This is a genomic window from Qipengyuania marincola (genome assembly GCF_029688625.1).
Lineage (GTDB): Bacteria > Pseudomonadota > Alphaproteobacteria > Sphingomonadales > Sphingomonadaceae > Qipengyuania.
In genome coordinates this window covers 728,277-744,534 of the sequence record NZ_JARULC010000002.1, presented here as the reverse complement: position 1 = coordinate 744,534, position 16,258 = coordinate 728,277, and the positions used below count along the sequence as shown (strand labels likewise).

At 65.0% G+C, this 16,258-nt stretch carries 14 protein-coding genes; 7 read left to right on the top strand and 7 right to left on the bottom strand.

Going from position 1 to position 16,258, the window contains the following annotated elements; genetic code table 11:
- The first annotated feature begins 33 nt into the window (after nucleotides 1–33).
- Entirely contained in the window at nucleotides 34–1,113 is a 1,080-nt protein-coding gene (locus P8Q88_RS08970; protein ID WP_278323509.1) for a mechanosensitive ion channel family protein, read from the top strand.
- 3 nt (nucleotides 1,114–1,116) lie between these two features.
- On the opposite strand, the gene P8Q88_RS08965 is transcribed toward P8Q88_RS08970, so the two are convergent.
- Nucleotides 1,117–3,444 (bottom strand): CDC48 family AAA ATPase, encoded by a 2,328-nt coding sequence (locus P8Q88_RS08965; protein ID WP_278323508.1) that lies wholly within the window; start codon nucleotides 3,442–3,444, stop codon nucleotides 1,117–1,119.
- A gap of 336 nt (nucleotides 3,445–3,780) precedes the next feature.
- On the opposite strand from P8Q88_RS08965, the gene P8Q88_RS08960 reads away from it, so the two are divergent.
- The 5 genes from P8Q88_RS08960 to P8Q88_RS08940 all read left to right on the top strand — a co-directional run bounded on the left by P8Q88_RS08960 (nucleotide 3,781) and on the right by P8Q88_RS08940 (nucleotide 8,491).
- Complete coding sequence (locus P8Q88_RS08960; protein WP_278323507.1) at nucleotides 3,781–4,503, top strand: CoA transferase subunit A; 723 nt, start codon at nucleotides 3,781–3,783, stop codon at nucleotides 4,501–4,503.
- Nucleotides 4,500–5,447 (top strand): HAD family acid phosphatase, encoded by a 948-nt coding sequence (locus P8Q88_RS08955; protein WP_278323506.1) that lies wholly within the window; start codon nucleotides 4,500–4,502, stop codon nucleotides 5,445–5,447. The genes P8Q88_RS08960 and P8Q88_RS08955 overlap by 4 nt, the downstream gene beginning before the upstream one ends.
- 2 nt (nucleotides 5,448–5,449) lie before the next feature.
- Nucleotides 5,450–6,106: a CoA transferase subunit B gene (locus P8Q88_RS08950; protein WP_446532544.1), complete on the top strand. Its 657-nt coding sequence runs from the start codon at nucleotides 5,450–5,452 to the stop codon at nucleotides 6,104–6,106.
- Nucleotides 6,107–6,171: 65 nt separating this feature from the next.
- Nucleotides 6,172–7,311 carry a nitronate monooxygenase gene (locus P8Q88_RS08945; protein WP_278323505.1) on the top strand — a complete coding sequence of 380 codons (1,140 nt, stop codon included), beginning with the start codon at nucleotides 6,172–6,174 and terminating at the stop codon, nucleotides 7,309–7,311.
- Between the two features lie 37 nt (nucleotides 7,312–7,348).
- Nucleotides 7,349–8,491, top strand: a complete 1,143-nt coding sequence (locus P8Q88_RS08940; protein WP_278323504.1) for a CaiB/BaiF CoA transferase family protein — start codon at nucleotides 7,349–7,351, stop codon at nucleotides 8,489–8,491.
- Between the two features lie 72 nt (nucleotides 8,492–8,563).
- On the opposite strand, the gene metK is transcribed toward P8Q88_RS08940, so the two are convergent.
- The 6 genes from metK to hisS all read right to left on the bottom strand — a co-directional run bounded on the left by metK (nucleotide 8,564) and on the right by hisS (nucleotide 15,506).
- Complete coding sequence (metK, locus tag P8Q88_RS08935; protein WP_278323503.1) at nucleotides 8,564–9,802, bottom strand: methionine adenosyltransferase; 1,239 nt, start codon at nucleotides 9,800–9,802, stop codon at nucleotides 8,564–8,566.
- A gap of 30 nt (nucleotides 9,803–9,832) precedes the next feature.
- A complete protein-coding gene (lnt, locus tag P8Q88_RS08930) occupies nucleotides 9,833–11,428 on the bottom strand; it encodes an apolipoprotein N-acyltransferase (protein WP_278323502.1) in 1,596 nt (531 codons plus the stop codon).
- Between the two features lie 43 nt (nucleotides 11,429–11,471).
- Nucleotides 11,472–12,131, bottom strand: coding sequence for a DUF4167 domain-containing protein (locus tag P8Q88_RS08925; RefSeq protein WP_278323501.1), 660 nt, complete (start codon nucleotides 12,129–12,131; stop codon nucleotides 11,472–11,474).
- A gap of 238 nt (nucleotides 12,132–12,369) precedes the next feature.
- Nucleotides 12,370–13,191, bottom strand: coding sequence for a peptide chain release factor N(5)-glutamine methyltransferase (gene prmC, locus P8Q88_RS08920; protein WP_278323500.1), 822 nt, complete (start codon nucleotides 13,189–13,191; stop codon nucleotides 12,370–12,372).
- Nucleotides 13,188–14,255: a peptide chain release factor 1 gene (gene prfA / locus P8Q88_RS08915; protein ID WP_278323499.1), complete on the bottom strand. Its 1,068-nt coding sequence runs from the start codon at nucleotides 14,253–14,255 to the stop codon at nucleotides 13,188–13,190. The genes prmC and prfA overlap by 4 nt, the downstream gene beginning before the upstream one ends.
- A gap of 3 nt (nucleotides 14,256–14,258) precedes the next feature.
- Nucleotides 14,259–15,506, bottom strand: coding sequence for a histidine--tRNA ligase (gene hisS, locus P8Q88_RS08910; RefSeq protein WP_278323498.1), 1,248 nt, complete (start codon nucleotides 15,504–15,506; stop codon nucleotides 14,259–14,261).
- Between the two features lie 218 nt (nucleotides 15,507–15,724).
- Between hisS and ppa the strand changes: the two genes are divergently transcribed.
- Nucleotides 15,725–16,258, top strand: a complete 534-nt coding sequence (ppa, locus tag P8Q88_RS08905; protein ID WP_278323497.1) for an inorganic diphosphatase — start codon at nucleotides 15,725–15,727, stop codon at nucleotides 16,256–16,258.

Sequence of the window (16,258 nt, the reverse complement as noted above, 5' to 3'; positions counted from 1 at the left end):
AACCGCGCCGTGCGCGCAATAAGCGCACGCGCAATGTTCGAACGCTTCGACCCCCGCAACTGGACGCTGGCCTACGAGACGATCCTGGAGCATCTCGTCGTGCTCGGCGGGGCGATCGTCGCGGCATTGGCGATTCACTGGGTATTGTTCGCACTCCTCAAGCGGATCGTCCAGAAATCGGACAGCCAGATCGACGACATCGTGTTCGATACGATCAAGCGGCCGCTGCGCTGGGCGATGGTGGGATTTGCGATCTCGGTGGCCGCGGAAAACGACGCGCTGGTCGGCCGTGGCTGGGACGTCTTCGCCTCCTTCATCGTGCCAGCGCTGGTCGGCTGGCTGGCCTTTGCCGCAGTCAAGGGCGCGGCGCTAGGCTACGAGAAGCAGGCTACCGAAAGCGAGGACCCGGTCGCCCAGCGCGGGCGGATGACGCGCATCGCCATCCTGTCGCGGACCGTGCGCGTCGCGATTATCATCATCACGCTCTCGCTGATTATGCTGAATATCCCCGGGGTGCGCGACGTGGGCACGACGATGCTCGCCTCGGCCGGCCTCGCCGCGCTGGCGGTGGGCGCGGCGGCACAACCGGCACTGAAATCGCTGATTGCAGGCCTGCAGATGGCACTGACCCAGCCGCTGCGGATCGGCGATCTGGTGAAGGTGGACGGACAGGCGGGCCGGGTGGAGGAGATCCGCATGAGCTTCGTTACCGTGCGCACATGGGACGAACGGGTCCTGGTCGTCCCCACCAGTCGCTTTCTCGACCAGAGCTTCGAGAACTGGTCACGCGTGAGCGAAAAGCTGACGGGTCCGGTCATGCTCCATCTCGATCCGAATACCGAAGTCGACCCCATCCGCGAGGAATTCGAGCGGTTCGTCAAGGAGCATGCCTTGTGGGACGGGCGCAATCTCGCGCTGCTCATGACGGAAGCCTATCCCGAAAGCATCGAGCTACGCCTGTCGATGAGCTCGGCGACGATCGGCGATCTGTTCACCCTGCGCTGCGAGGTGCGCGAGCACATGGTGGCATGGCTGCGCGAGCATCAGCCCGAAGCGCTGATCCGCCACCGTCTCGAAGTCGAGGCGGCGAACCAGCGCGTGACGGGTGCCTAGCGATCAGCTGATTTCGGGATCGCCGTGTTTCTGGTCGCGCGTCGGCTCGACCATGCCTTCGTGAATGAAGCCGATCGGCTGCACTTCGGCAGCACGCTTCTTCAGCTCGCCGCGCATCTTCTTGTATTCTTCTTCCATCTTCTTGGTCACGGTCGCGCGGCTGTCTTCCAGCGCCTCCGCGAAATCCGCAGCAGTCACTTCCCTCACATCGCCACCAGCGCGCTGGAGCGCGTTGAGCCCGGCGCGACGGACGACATCTTCAAGGTCGGCGCCGGTGAAGCGAGCAGTCTTGCCCGCAACGTCGCCCAGGCTGACGTCGTCTGCCAGCGGCATGTTGGCCGTATGGATGCCGAGAATCTGCTCGCGCCCTGCCTTGTCGGGCGTGCCGACATAGACAAGCTCGTCGAAGCGGCCGGGACGTAGCAGCGCCGGATCGACCAGCGTCGGGCGGTTCGTCGCCCCGATGACGACGACCGATTGCAATTCCTCCAGCCCGTCCATTTCAGCCAGGATCGTGTTGACGACGCGACCCGTCACCTGCGGCTCGCCCTGGCCACTGCCGCGGGCCGGGACGAGGCTGTCGATCTCGTCGATAAACACCACGCAGGGCGCGACCGAGCGGGCGCGCTTGAACATGCGGGCGATCTGCTGTTCGCTCTCGCCATACCATTTGCTGAGGAGGTCGGAACTTTTCATCGAGATGAAATTCGCCTCCGCCTCCTTTGCCACGGCCTTGGCGAGGAGGGTCTTGCCGGTGCCCGGCGGTCCGTAGAGGAGAAAACCCTTGGCCGGGCGGATCCCCAGACGGTGGAAGGCGTCCGGGTTCTTCATCGGCAGTTCGATGCCTTCCTTCAGCTTCTCGATCGCATCGCCGACGCCGCCGATGTCGGACCAGCCGACATTCGGCACCTGCACCATGACCTCGCGCATCGCCGAGGGCTGGATACGCTTGAGAGCGGAGAGGAAATCCTCGCGGCCGACGTACAACTCGTCGAGCACTTCAGGCGGAATGGTCCGCTCGTCGAGGTCGATTTTCGGCATGATCCGGCGCACCGCATCGATCGCCGCCTCGCGCGCGAGCGCCGCTATGTCGGCGCCGACGAAACCATAGGTTCCCTTGGCAAGTTCGCCCAGGTCGACCTTGTCGCCGAGCGGCATGCCGCGGGTGTGAATGCCGAGGATTTCGCGGCGGCCTTTCTCGTCGGGCACGCCGATGATGATCTCGCGGTCGAACCGGCCCGGCCGGCGCAGCGCCTCGTCGATCGCATCTGGCCGATTGGTTGCGGCGATGACCACGAGGTTGGAGCGCGCCTCCAGCCCGTCCATCAGGGTGAGCAACTGCGCGACAAGGCGCTTTTCCGCCTCGCCCGGCACCCGGTCTCGCTTGGGCGCGATGGAATCGATCTCGTCGATGAACACGATGGCGGGGGCGGACTTGCCGGCCTGTTCGAACACTTCGCGCAAGGCCTTCTCGCTCTCGCCATAACCGGAGCCCATGATTTCCGGGCCGTTGATGGTGAAGAAGTTCGCGTCGCTCTCATTGGCGACCGCCTGCGCGAGGCGCGTCTTGCCGGTTCCCGGCGGGCCATGCAGCAGTACGCCCTTGGGCGGATCGACACCGAGGCGAGTGAACAGTTCGGGATAGCGCAGCGGCAGTTCGACCATCTCGCGCAATTGCTGGATGGTCTCGCCCATGCCGCCGACATCGTCGTAGTTTACCACGGCGCGCGCATCGCGGGGCTGTTCGAATTCCGCGCGCAGCTCGACCTCGGTATTCTCGTCGATGTGGACGATACCCTTGGGGGTGGTCGAGACGACGCTCAGGCGGATTTGCGTGAGCGCATAGGCCGGGGCATTGAACATGCGGCGCACTTCGGGCGGCATGTTCTGCACCGGCTGCTGGCCCGTCGTGGCGACGAGGTCGCCCGCGACCAGCGGTTTCCTGAAGAAGTTGCGCTTCAGCGCTTGCGCAGGCCCCTGCAGGCGCATTTCGCGCTGGGCGGGCGCAAAAACGACGCGGGTTGCAGGACGCGATTCGGCAACCGCCACCTTCACATGCTCGCCCGAGCCGACTTCGGCATTGCCGCGCTGCAAACCATCGAGGCGGATCACGTCGAGGCTCTGGTCCTCGTCGTAGGCCGGCATGGCAATTGCGGCGGTCGAACGCTTGCCGGTGATCTCGACCACATCGCCTTCGGTCACGCCGAGCGCCTGGAAGGCCGAGCGCGGCATGCGGGCAATGCCCTGCCCGCTTTCCTCCTGCCGCGCGGCTGCTACCTGCAACCTGACCGTCTTGTCCGCAATCGCCGCGTCCGCATCCGCATTTGCCATACAGGCTCGCTCCCTTCGTCCGTAGTCCTATCCCGCCCTAGCTGGGAACTGGGGCTTGGGGATGCAATGAACGAGGGCGGGCAAGAGGTCCGCCGGGCCCAAGAAAAAAGCCCGGCTGGAAAACCAGCCGGGCTTGGAAAGTCTTGGGAGAGGATGCCTAAAAGGCAGGCTCTATGTGCACTGCACCATCGAATTGTGCAAATGCGAAAAGAACAATCTTGATTGCATCAGGCGCAACAGCCTCGCCCCAACCCGTACACTCTGTCTCGCCAAACGATTGCCGCCCTTACGGCATGGAGGTGACAGCTTCGCGCGAAGGGGTTAAGCGCTGCGCGCATGAACAAGCTCTATCCCGATGCCGCCGCCGCCCTCGACGGGCTTCTCAAGGACGATATGCTGATCGCTAGCGGGGGCTTCGGCCTCTGTGGCATTCCCGAGCGACTGCTTGAAGCGATCCGCGATTCGGGCGTGAAGGGTCTCACCTTCGCCAGCAACAACGCCGGGATCGACAATGAAGGCATCGGCATGCTCCTGCGCACGAAGCAGGTGAAGAAGATGATCTCCAGCTATGTCGGCGAGAACAAGGAGTTCGAGCGGCAATTCCTTTCCGGCGAGCTGGAGGTCGAATTCTGCCCTCAAGGCACGCTGGCCGAACGCATGCGCGCCGGCGGCGCGGGCATCCCCGGTTTCTACACCAAGACCGGCGTTGGCACGCAGGTGGCCGAGGGCAAAGAGGTGAAGAAATTCGCCAACCGGGACGGACAGATGGAGGAATACATCCTTGAACGCGGCATCTTCGCCGACCTCGCCATCGTCAAGGCCTGGAAGGCGGACGAAACCGGCAACCTCGTGTTTCGCAAGACCGCGCGCAACTTCAACCTGCCCGCCGCTACCTGCGGCAAGGCCTGCGTCGTCGAAGTCGAAGAAATCGTGCCGACTGGCAGCCTCGACCCGGACTGCATCCACTTGCCCGGCGTCTATGTCCAGCGCATGATCGTGGGCGCGCCCTACGACAAGAAGATCGAATTCGTGACGACGCGCCAGCGAGAGACGGCATGATGCGGAACCTGTTCGTCACGGCGGCAGCACTGGCGCTGTCCGCCTGCGCCACGACCGTGCCAGTCGCACCAGCGGATACACCGTCGGTTCCGCCGATTACGAGCATTTCACCTGGCGAGAGCGCCGCGCCGGACGGCATGCGCTGGCTCTATGCCTCGGGCGAAGCGGCCGGTGCGTCGATCCAGACGTGGCGCCAGCTGGCCGACTATGCGATCGCCGTCAGCCGCCAGCGCAAGGTCCCGCAATCGGTTCCGATGGGTTTGCCCGACGCACAAGGCGGCATCGGCACCCCGTCCTGCGTCGCAGCCGACGGGACGATGAAGCCCTTCGCCGCCGTCTTCGATGTCGACGAGACGGTGCTGCTCAACAATGGCTACGAGTACTGGGCGGCCTATTCGGGCAAGCCTTTCGTGCCCGAGGAATGGTCGCAATGGGCCGATGGCGGCGCCGGGATTGCCGCGCCTGTTCCGGGTGCCGTCACCGGTCTGCGCCGCCTGCGCGAAGCCGGGATCACGGTGATCTTCAATACCAACCGCAATAGCGAGAACGCTGCCGGGACCGCCGCCGCGATCGAGGCCGTCGGCGCCGGACCTGCCGTGCATCTCAACAATCTCTTCCTGCGCGGCGACGACGCCATGGGCGGGCGCAAGGACGGGCGCCGCGCAACCATCGCCGAGCGGTTCTGCGTTATTGCGCTCGCCGGAGACAATCTCGGCGACTTCGCCGACGTCTTCAATGCCGACGAGGATGCGATCCAGGCCCGCCGCGCCATGGTCGCGCGCGGGGAATATGCGCAGCTGTGGGGCAATGGCTGGTTCCTGATGCCGAACCCGGTCTACGGCGCATGGCAAAAGGGCTCGATCGACGAAGTCTTCCCGCCGGAAACCCGCTGGATGCCGTCCGACGCGTCCAGCGCACCGAATATCATGAACGAAAGCGAATAAGCATGAGCGAGACCGCAGAAAAGATCGGCTGGGACCGCAACCAGATGGCCGCCCGCGCCGCGCAGGAGCTTGAAGACGGCTATTACGTCAATCTCGGCATCGGCATTCCTACACTTGTCGCCAATCACATTCCCGACGGCATGCACGTCACGCTGCAGAGCGAGAACGGCATGCTCGGCATCGGCCCCTTCCCCTACGAAGGCGAGGAGGACGCCGACCTGATCAATGCCGGCAAGCAGACCATCAGCGAACTCGACCACAGCGCCTATTTCGACAGCGCGGCGAGCTTCGCCATGATCCGCGGCGGCCACATCGACCTCACTGTGCTCGGCGCGATGGAAGTGGCCCAGAACGGCGACATCGCCAACTGGATGATCCCGGGCAAGATGATCAAGGGTATGGGCGGCGCGATGGACCTCGTCGCCGGGGTAAAGAAGATCATCGTGGTGATGGACCACACTGCCAAGGACGGCAGCCCGAAGTTCATCCCCGAATGCACTCTGCCACTGACCGGCCAGAACGTGGTCGACATGATCATCACCAACCTCGCTGTGTTCCACCGACCCGACCATGACAGCGCCTTTCGCCTGATCGAGCTCGCGCCTGGCGTGACGGCCGAAGAGGTCGCCGAGAAAACGACGGCACACTACCTCTCCTGACAGGAGAAGCCTTGCCAGCCGTCGTTGCTTTCAGCACTCTCCGTCTCTGAGGACGGGAGAGCAGGATGCCGATGAATCGCGTGTGCGAAATGACCGGGGCGGATTTCCCGCTGTTCGCGTTCAGCCACTGCCGCGACGTGGTGGCGGCGGTGAGCAAGGCCGGCGGCTTCGGGGTGTTCGGGGCGACCCGCTTCAGCCCCGAACAGCTCGAGGAGGAGCTTGCCTGGATCGACGCCCATGTCGATGGCGCGCCCTATGGGGTGGATGTGCTGGTCCCGGAAGTCGTCGATCCGAGCGTGCGCGAGCTGGTCGACAACAGAAGTCGGGCCGCGGCCATCGATCCTTCCTACCAGGGCTTCGTCAACGAGATGCTCGGCCAGTATGGGATCGCGCCCGAGCAGGAAATGCCGATCCTGAAAGAGCGGATGGGCATTACGCCCGAGAACGGCCTGGCGCTGATGGAAGTCGCTTTCCGCCACCCGATCAAGCTGATCGCCAATGCTCTCGGCATCGCCCCGCCCGCGATGATCGAGGAAGGCAAGGCGCGCAGCGTGCCCGTCGCGGCGCTGGTGGGTGCGAAAGAACACGCGATCCGGCAGGCCGAGGCCGGCGTCGATATCATCGTCGCCCAAGGCGGTGAGGCCGGGGGGCATTGCGGCGAAGTCTCGACGTTGGTGCTGATTCCCGAAGTGGTCCGCGCGCTTTCGCGGACAGGCCATGACATCCCGGTGCTGGCAGCTGGTGGCATCATGACCGGGGGCCAAATGGCCGGCATGATGGCGGCGGGCGCGCAGGGCGCGTGGACCGGCTCGGTCTGGCTGGCGACGCCGGAAGCCGAAACCAGCGAGGCCTTCCGCGACAAGATGGTCGCCGCGTGCAGCCGCGACACGGTCCGCTCGCGCAGCCGCACCGGCAAGCCCGCGCGTCAGCTGAAGACTGCGTGGCACGATGCCTGGGACGCAGCCGAGGGACCCGGCACGCTGCCGATGCCGCTGATGGGGATGGTTTCCGAACCCGCCTTTGCGCGCATCGAGCGCGAGGCGGCTTCCGGCAATACGGGGGCGCGCGAACTGGTCAGCTACTTTGTCGGCCAGGGCGTCGGGCTGGTCGAACAGGTACGCTCAAGCCGGCAGGTGGTGCAGGATTTCCGCGAGGAATTCCTAGAAGCCGTAGGCAGCCTTGCCGCCAGCGCAGGCATCGAGTGACTTGACCGGACGCGCGCGGCCACGCACGGCGGCGTTTATGTGGCTCGATCAACCGCGCAATCCGAATGCTCCTCTCGCGGGTCTCAAGGTCCTCGAACTCGCTCGCGTACTGGCAGGTCCCTGGGCCGGACAGATACTGGCGGACCTCGGGGCGGACGTGATCAAGGTGGAAAGCCCGGATGGCGATGGCACGCGCAAATGGGGACCGCCATGGATCGAACGCGAGAACGGCGAGCGAGAGGCGGCCTACTACCATGCGACGAACCGCGGAAAGCGCAGCATCGTGGCCGATTTCCGGAACGAGCGTGACCTCGCTCGTGTGCGGGATCTGGCAACCGGCGCCGATGTGGTGCTCGAGAATTTCAAGACCGGGGCGCTGGCCAAGTTCGGCCTCGACTACGATGCGCTCGCACAGGGCAATCCCGGCCTCGTCTATTGCTCGATCACCGGCTTCGGCCAGACAGGCCCGCGCGCGCATGAGGCTGGCTATGATTTCGTCATTCAGGGAATGAGCGGGTTCATGGCGCTGACTGGTGAGCCGGATGGCCAGCCGATGAAGATGGGCGTTTCGATTTCCGATCTCACTTGCGGTCTTTATGCCGTCATCGGCATTCAGGCCGCGCTGGCGATGCGCGAGCGTACCGGGCGCGGGCAACATGTCGACATGGCGCTGCTCGATTGTTCGGTCGGCCTGCTGGCCAGCCAGGCGCTGCACTACCTGACCACCGGCACCAATCCGCCGCGCATGGGCAATGAGCATGCCCAGGTCAGCGCCTATGGTGTCTTCCCGGTGGCCGATGGCGAGGTGGTGCTGGCCCCGGCCAATGACGGGCTGTTCCGGAAGCTGCTGATGCTGCTCGGCCGCGACGATCTGCTGGCCGACGAACGGTTCGCCACAAATGAGGCGCGGCTCGCCAATCGCGCCGAGCTCGATGCGATAATCGCTGCTGAGACTGCCAAATGGCAACAGGACGAACTGCTCGCCGATTGCGCCGAGGACGGCATTCCCGCCGGGCCAATCAACGCAATCGATACGGTCTTCGCCGATCCGCAGGTGCGGGCGCGGCAGATGCAGGTCGAGCTCGACGGGATTCCGGGCGTGCGCAGCCCCTTTGCTTTCTCGGAAGCCGAACTCGCCCTCGACACACCGAGCCCACGCAAGGGGGAACACGGCGGCTGACGCACCGGCTGGCGTCTAGTTCGCAAGCACTGCAAACGAAAAGGGCGGCTCTTTCGAGCCGCCCTTTTCGCGTCAGCCCACGGCTGCCTTCAGATCGTCTACCAGGTCCGTGCGCTCCCACGGGAAGCTCTCGCCGTCGGCCTGGCGGCCGAAGTGGCCATAGGCCGCAGTGGCACGATAGATCGGCTTGTTGAGGCCGAGATGCGTGCGGATGCCGCGCGGGGTCAGTCCGCCCAGCTTCTCGATGCCGCGGATCGCGTTTTCGAGCGCTTCGTCGGTCACGCCGTCGGCCGCCGTGCCATGCGTATCGACATAGAGCGACAGCGGCTTGGACACGCCGATCGCGTAGCTCAGCTGGATCGTGCAACGCTTCGCCAAACCTGCGGCGACGATATTCTTCGCAAGGTAGCGCGTGATATAGGCGGCCGAGCGATCGACCTTGGTCGGATCCTTTCCACTGAACGCGCCGCCGCCATGCGGGGCCGCTCCGCCATAGGTATCGACGATGATCTTGCGACCGGTCAGGCCGGCATCGCCGTCAGGGCCGCCGATCTCGAAGGCGCCGGTGGGGTTGATGTGCCATTCGGTCTCGTCCGACACCCAGCCATCGGGCAGGATTTCGGTGACGACCTTCTTCACATAGGCCTTGAGCTCGGCTTCCTTGTCGCCCTCGTGATAGCCTTTGCCGTGCTGGGTCGAAACGACGATCGCGGTGCAAGCGACAGGCTTGCCATTCTCGTAGCGCAGCGAAAGCTGGCTTTTGGCGTCGGGCTCGAGGAAGGGGGCCGCGCCGCTCTTGCGGTCGGCAGCGAGGCGTTCGAGGATCTTGTGGCTGTAATCCAGCGTGGCCGGCATGAGGTCGGGCGTCTCGTCGCAGGCGAAGCCGAACATGATGCCTTGGTCGCCTGCGCCCTCGTCCTTGTTGCCGCTGGCGTCAACGCCCTGCGCGATTTCCGCGGACTGTCCATGCAGATGGTTTTCGAACGTCAACGTATTCCAGTGAAACCCGTCCTGCTCATAGCCGATCTCGCGCACCGTGCGGCGAACCGCCTGCTCGATCTCGTCCTTCGCGCCGGGAGCCCAGCCGCCATTGTCGGCCCAGTCGGGATTGTTCTTGTCATACATGGGCGCGCAGCGGATTTCGCCGGACAGAATCACACGCTGGGTCGTCGTCATGGTTTCGCAAGCGACGCGCGATTCGGGGTCCTTGGCAAGCATCAGATCGACGATGGAATCGGAAATCTGGTCGGAAACCTTATCGGGATGGCCTTCGGAGACGCTCTCGGACGTGAACAGATAGTCGGTACGCATGTAGCGGGGTATCCTGATATTAAGATGTCTTTATGTGTTGCCGCCGGAGTAGCGGCGCAAGCGCTGCATGACAACCAGAGATGCGGCCAGGAGCACCAGGCCCCAGCCTAGTGTCAACCAGTGGCCGAGACGCGCAAACCAGGTCGGCGCGTGCGCTGGCGGCACCAGCGTGTCGATCCGATCCGCCACATTGCGCCCAATATGGTCGCGTACCACACCGCGGGCGTCGACGATTGCGCTGATCCCGGTGGTCGTCGCGCGCAGCACGGGCAAGCCCTCCTCCGCGGCGCGCATTCGCGCCTGGCCGAGATGCTGGGGCGGCCCCCATGCACCGAACCAGCCATCGTTGGACGGGTTGAAGATGTATTCCGGTCGGTCGCTCCGGTCGACGACTTCGCCTGAAAAAACGATCTCGTAGCAGATCTGTATGCCCGCTCGCCCATAGTCGCCGAGGTCGAGGCTGCGCGGCCCCGGTCCGGGAATGAAATCGATCGTTCCCGCGACCAGTCGCGACGCCCCCAATGGTTCGAGCAGCGCGCGCATCGGCAGATACTCGCCATAGGGCACCAGGTGCGCCTTGGCGTAGCTGCCTTCGATCTGACCCTCGGCATCGAGCGCGGTCACGACGTTATAGGCACCTGTCGCGCGCTCCCGCCCGTCGACAGTCCCGATCTCAAGATCCTGCGCCCCGGTGAGAAGGAACGAACCCTCGCCGATCACGCTGCCGATCCTGGCGCGGGCAAACGCCGGATTGCCCGCAGCGGTCATGCGGTCGTAGTAGCGCTGGGGATAGCCATCGCGCAGATAGTCGGGCACGCCGCTTTCGGGCCACAGGACCAGCCGACGGCTTTGCGGCTCGCGCGGCACACTAAGCGCCGCGATGGTCTGGAACTGGCTTTCGAATTTGGAAGGATCGTCGATCTCTTCCTGCCGCAGGTTCGGCTGCACGAGGGTGACCGGCAGGACGCCCTCTCGACCCTGCCCCGCCGGCCAATGCATCCCTGCCGCGAGCAGCGCTACCGAGATACCGAGCACCGGCCACCGGTGATGGAGCGCCGCAGCCGCCAGCAGGGCCGACGCGGCTACAGCAAGACCCGACAGAGCATAGGTTCCCGTAAAAGGAAGCAGTGCGCCGAGCCCGGGCCGGTCCCACGATCCCATTAGAGAGAGTGAGAACGGACCCCAGGCATAGCCTGTGAACACCCAGCTCCTCAGCCATTCTCCCAGCACCCAGCCGGCACCCAGCGCGAGCGCGAAGACGGCAAGACCGCCCCCGCGCGCAAGGGCCTTGGCGAAACCCGCGGCCAGCCCCGGGTAGACCGCGAGGTACAAGGACAGCAGCGGAACGGCGGCCCAGCCCAGGATCGCTGGCATTTCAGCCTGATAGGTGAAGGCCGTCGCGATCCAATTATTGGTCACCGTGAAATGCGCGACGCCGAACAGCCACCCGCGCAGGAAGGCCGCCCGGATCGTCGGACTGTCGAACACGAGCAACGCAAAGACACCCATCGCGGTCAGCGAAAACGGCCACAGGCCGAGTGGCGGGAAGCCCAGCGCCGCGAGGGCGCCAAGCGCCAAGCTCATCGCCCCGGGATGACGGCGGACGAAACCGGGAAGTGCGTCCATCGGCGCTTCGTCCTATCCAGATGTTCCGGCAAACAAACGCGGGTCAGGCGGCGTTGGCTTCCTCGTCGGCGTCCTTCTTGCGGCGACGGCGCGGAGCCGGCTTGTCCGCATCATCCTCGTTCGCCGAGATGGAGGGCGGCAGCACTGCGGCATCGATTTCGCCTTCGCTGCCCTTGTCGCCCTCTTCGCCGGCCTTCGCCTTACGCGGAGCGCGGCGCTTCTTCGGCGCATCTTCGTCGCGGCGAGTGAAGGGATTCTCGTCCGGCTCGAACTCGCCGTCGTCGTCGCTCTTCTTGCGCGAACGCTTGGCGCCCCGGTCACCCTTGTCGTTCTTGCGACCGCCATCGTCCTGGTCGTCGCGGCGACCGCGCTGGCGGCGATTGTTGCGACGATCGTCGCTGTCATCACTGTCGTCTTCGTCCGACTGGTTCTGATCGCGGTCGTCCTGGCGCTTGGCCTTCTGCTCGTCCTGGCGCGCCTTGTTGTCGGCGATCACGCGGAAATAATGATCGGCAAACTGCAAATAGTACTCCGCCTGCACGCGGTCGCCATTGTGCTGGGCGTCCTGTGCGAGCTTCTTGTACTTGTCGAGCAGCTGGGGCGCGTTGCCCCGCGCGCGACTGTCGATCCGGTTGGCCGAATTGCCGCCGCCCTGGTTCCGGTTATTGCGACCGCGGCGACGGTTATTGCGATTGTTGTTCAAGGGTTAGGTAATCCTCATTCATGGCGCGGCGCGGACCCCCGGTCCGTCTATGGCCGCTATGCCCCTTGCGCGCCCGCGACTGTCGCATGGCACGTGCCCCGTTTTCCTGCATGGTATGCGAGGCCGGAGCCGCGCACCAAAACTGCATATGTCGGAGCTGGAACCGGCGGGTCGACCTGACGTCGCGCACCGCTGGCCTGTGGCCAGAGGTAAAGGGTCGAATCGGCTTTGCCAACCCTTATTGCAAAATCAATGCACGGGGACGCCCCGCGAGGTCCCTGCGAAGCTCGGTTGCGAACCCCGATTCGCACGCGATCGCGGCCACCGTATCGCCCTGAGACGCGCCGATTTCGAATACCGCGACCCCGCCGGGCAAAAGAAGCTTGCCAAGCTGCGGAATGATTGCGCGATAGTCGTCAAGCCCTTCGGGTCCGGCAAACAGGGCGGACGCCGGTTCGTATTCGCGCACGTCAGGATCGAGCTCTGCATTCTCCTCGACATAGGGCGGGTTGCACAAGACCAGATCGAACTGGCCCAAGCCGTCCGCCCAACCGTGATCAAGCCAGCTCGCATGGCGAAAGATCGCCCGACCATCGAGGCCGAGCGCGGCGGCATTGGCCTGCGCGATACGCAGCGCGCCCTCGCTCGCATCTATCCCCACGCCTTCGGCTTGCGTCTGGCCGTGGAGGAAGGCGAGCAGCAACGCGCCCGATCCGGTCCCCATATCGAGTACGCGTCTGGCGTCGGGTGCCGCCCCAATCGCTGCTTCGAGGACGCTTTCCGTATCGCCACGCGGGATCAGCGTGTCCGGACTGACAGCGAAATCCAGCCCGTAGAATTCCTGGCGGCCGAGGATGTGCGCAACCGGTTCGCGTCGCTCCCTACGCTCGACAAGGGTCGCGAAGGATGCAGGCGCGGGATCGCGCATGTGCCGCAGCAGCAGGTCCGATCGCGAAACGCCGAGCGCATGCGCCATCAGCATTTCGGCATCGAGCCGCGCGGTTTCGCCCAATCCGCCGAGCCGGTCCGCCGCGGCGCGGATCGCATCGGCGACCGTCACTCCTCGAGCGCCGCCAGCCGCTTGGCCTCGTCCTCGGCGATCAGCGCGTCGATCAGTTCGCCCAAGCCCGGCCCGGCGATGATCTGCGGCAGCTTCTGCAGCGTGAGCCCGATGCGGTGATCGGTCACGCGGCCTTGCGGGAAATTGTAGGTCCGGATGCGTTCCGAGCGGTCGCCGCTGCCGACCATCGCCTTGCGCGCCTCGGCCTCTGCGCCCTCGGTCGCCTCGCGCTGCTGTTCGAACAGGCGGGCGCGCAGCACCTGCATCGCCTTCTCGCGGTTCTTGTGCTGGCTGCGGCCATCCTGGCAGGTGACGACCGTATTAGTCGGCAGGTGCGTGATGCGGATCGCGCTGTCGGTGGTGTTGACGTGCTGGCCGCCAGCCCCGCTGGCGCGATAGGTGTCGATCTTGAGGTCGGTCGGATCGATCTGCACGTCGACCTCGTCCGGCTCCGGCAGCACCGCCACGGTGGCCGCCGAGGTGTGGATTCGCCCGCCGCTCTCGGTCTCGGGCACGCGCTGGACGCGGTGGACGCCGCTCTCGAACTTCAGTTTCGCAAACACCCCGCTGCCGGTGACGTTGGCGACGATTTCCTTGAAGCCGCCGACTTCACTGGCGCTCATGCTCACCGGTTCGACCTTCCAGCCCTGTTCGGCAGCATAGCGTTCGTACATGCGGTAAAGGTCGCCTGCGAACAGCGCTGCCTCGTCCCCGCCCGTGCCGGCGCGGATTTCGAGCATGGCAGGCTTGTTGTCGGCGGAGTCACGCGGGAGCATGGCGACAGCCAGTTCGCGCTCGGCCTCGGGCAGGCGCTTGCGCAAGGCGCCAAGCTCCTCCTCCGCCATCGCTTTCATCTCCGGATCGGCGAGCATTTCCTCGAGGCTCGTAATCTCTTCGCGCGCAGCCTTCACCTCGGCCGCGACCTTCGCCACCGGCTCCAGCTCGGCATAGTCGCGTGATGCCTGGACGAATTCATCCCCTTCGAGCTGGCCCGACGCCATGCGCGCCTCGAGCTCCGCGAATCGATGGGCGATCTGGTCGAGGCGTTCGGCTGGGATGGTCATGTGTCAGCCGAGCAACTTCTCGAGTGACGCCGTTGCTTTGTCATCAGCCTTGAACCGGACATGCTCGGTACCATCGCGCATGTCGAAGGCGACGATCTTGTCCGCCCCGGCCTTCACTGCTTTGTCGAACCGCTTGCGCGGACTGCCGGTTGCCATGAGCTCAGCGGAATGTCCGCCCGCCCTGATTTTGGCGATGGCTGCAATGGCATGGTCGATGAGGTCATCGTTCTCCACTACGACGATCACGTCCGCATTGGGCTCGATCCGGTCTCCAACCAACATCGCCAGCCGCTCGATCCCAGCGGCCCAGCCGACCGCCGGTGTCGGTGCGCCGCCGAGGCTTTCCATCAGCCCGTCGTAGCGGCCACCGCCGAGAATAGTGCTTTGCGATCCGAGCTTGCCGGCCGCCTCGCTGCCCTCGTCGGGAATGAACTCGAATGCGGTGTGGCGGTAATAGTCCAGCCCCCGCACAAGGCTTTCGGCGCGCGTCCACTTCACGCCTGCCGCGTCAAGGCCGCTCGTCACCGCGTCGAAGAACGCGCGTGCATCGTCCGACAAAAACTGATCGATCTTCGGCGCATCCGCCACGAACCGCTGGTCGCGGCGGTCCTTGCTGTCGAGGATGCGGAGCGGGTTCTTTTCGAGCCGCTCTTGCGAGTCCTCCGAAAGCTCGTGCTTCACGGCGCGGAAGTGCTCGACCAGCGCGGCGCGCCAGGCTTCGCGGCTGTCGCCGTCGCCCAGCGTGTTGAGGTGCAGCGTCACGCCCCCCCGTTCATTGGCGATGCCGAGCTCTTTCAGGAGCTGGTCGGCCATCGCGAGCAGCTCCACATCCGCTTGCGGTTCGACCGCGCCGATGATCTCCGCGTCGATCTGGTGGAACTGGCGATAGCGGCCCTTCTGCGGGCGCTCGTAGCGGAACAGCGGGCCATGCGTCGCGACCTTCAGCGGCGCGTGCTGCTGCCAGCCGTTCGACAGGTAGGCGCGCGCGATCCCGGCGGTGAATTCGGGCCGCAGGGTCAGGCTGTCGCCGCCGCGATCCTCGAAACTGTACATTTCCTTCGAGACAACGTCGGTCGTCTCGCCGATCGCGCGGCTGAACACCTCGGTCTTCTCGAACACCGGCATTTCGACCCGACGAAAGCGGTAGAGCTTGCGGACGCGTTCGAAGGTCTCGACCACGAAGGCGAAGGCCTCGGCATCGGGTCCGAATATGTCCTGCGTGCCGCGGATAGCTTGGGGTGTTTTCGACATGGCGCGCGATTAGGGGCAACTGCCCCCTTCCGCAATGCTTCACCAAACGCTAGGGCGCGCCGCGAAGTCTATCTGGGGAGAGGGGCGTTCCGGTTTTCCGCCTTGCGGCGGGACGGCACCGGCCCTCTCCCCCGCCCGGTCACCCAAACAGTCTTGTGCCGTGGGTGGGCAGGCGGGGGAGAGGGCCGAGGCCGCCATACTAGAAATAGAGAGTATACATGCGCATCGACATGATCCCCGTGGGCGACAATCCGCCCGAAAGCCTCAACGTCATCATCGAAGTGCCGACCGGTGGCGAGCCGGTGAAGTACGAGTTCGACAAGGACTCGGGCGCGCTGTTCGTCGACCGCATCCTGCACACGCCGATGCGCTATCCGGCGAATTACGGCTTCGTCCCCCACACGCTCAGCCCCGATGGCGACCCGCTGGATGCGCTGGTCATCGCCCGCTCGCCCTTCATCCCGGGCTGCGTCGTGCGGGCCCGCCCGATCGGCGTGCTGAACCTGGAAGACGAGCATGGCGGCGACGAGAAGCTGGTCTGCGTGCCGGTCGACACGACCTTCCCTTACTATTCGGATATCGCCGAAACGAAGGACCTGCCGAGCATCATCTTCCAGCAGATCGAGCACTTCTTCACCCACTACAAGGATCTCGAAGCCGAGAAGTGGGTGCGCATCGGCGCATGGGGCGATGCGGCCGAAGCGCGACAGATCGTGCTCGAAGCGATCGAGCGCTACGAGCAGTCCAAGTAA

What these genes read in the sequence shown, in the direction of transcription:
- P8Q88_RS08950 (WP_446532544.1), top strand. Translation starts at nt 5,450, where the DNA reads ATGAGCGAGACCGCAGAAAAGATCGGCTGGGACCGCAACCAGATGGCC.
- prfA (WP_278323499.1), bottom strand. Translation starts at nt 14,255, where the DNA reads ATGACCATCCCAGCCGAACGCCTCGACCAGATCGCCCATCGATTCGCG.
- P8Q88_RS08965 (WP_278323508.1), bottom strand. Translation starts at nt 3,444, where the DNA reads ATGGCAAATGCGGATGCGGACGCGGCGATTGCGGACAAGACGGTCAGG.
- lnt (WP_278323502.1), bottom strand. Translation starts at nt 11,428, where the DNA reads ATGGACGCACTTCCCGGTTTCGTCCGCCGTCATCCCGGGGCGATGAGC.
- P8Q88_RS08970 (WP_278323509.1), top strand. Translation starts at nt 34, where the DNA reads ATGTTCGAACGCTTCGACCCCCGCAACTGGACGCTGGCCTACGAGACG.
- ppa (WP_278323497.1), top strand. Translation starts at nt 15,725, where the DNA reads ATGCGCATCGACATGATCCCCGTGGGCGACAATCCGCCCGAAAGCCTC.
- P8Q88_RS08960 (WP_278323507.1), top strand. Translation starts at nt 3,781, where the DNA reads ATGAACAAGCTCTATCCCGATGCCGCCGCCGCCCTCGACGGGCTTCTC.
- metK (WP_278323503.1), bottom strand. Translation starts at nt 9,802, where the DNA reads ATGCGTACCGACTATCTGTTCACGTCCGAGAGCGTCTCCGAAGGCCAT.
- P8Q88_RS08940 (WP_278323504.1), top strand. Translation starts at nt 7,349, where the DNA reads ATGTGGCTCGATCAACCGCGCAATCCGAATGCTCCTCTCGCGGGTCTC.
- P8Q88_RS08955 (WP_278323506.1), top strand. Translation starts at nt 4,500, where the DNA reads ATGATGCGGAACCTGTTCGTCACGGCGGCAGCACTGGCGCTGTCCGCC.
- P8Q88_RS08945 (WP_278323505.1), top strand. Translation starts at nt 6,172, where the DNA reads ATGCCGATGAATCGCGTGTGCGAAATGACCGGGGCGGATTTCCCGCTG.
- hisS (WP_278323498.1), bottom strand. Translation starts at nt 15,506, where the DNA reads ATGTCGAAAACACCCCAAGCTATCCGCGGCACGCAGGACATATTCGGA.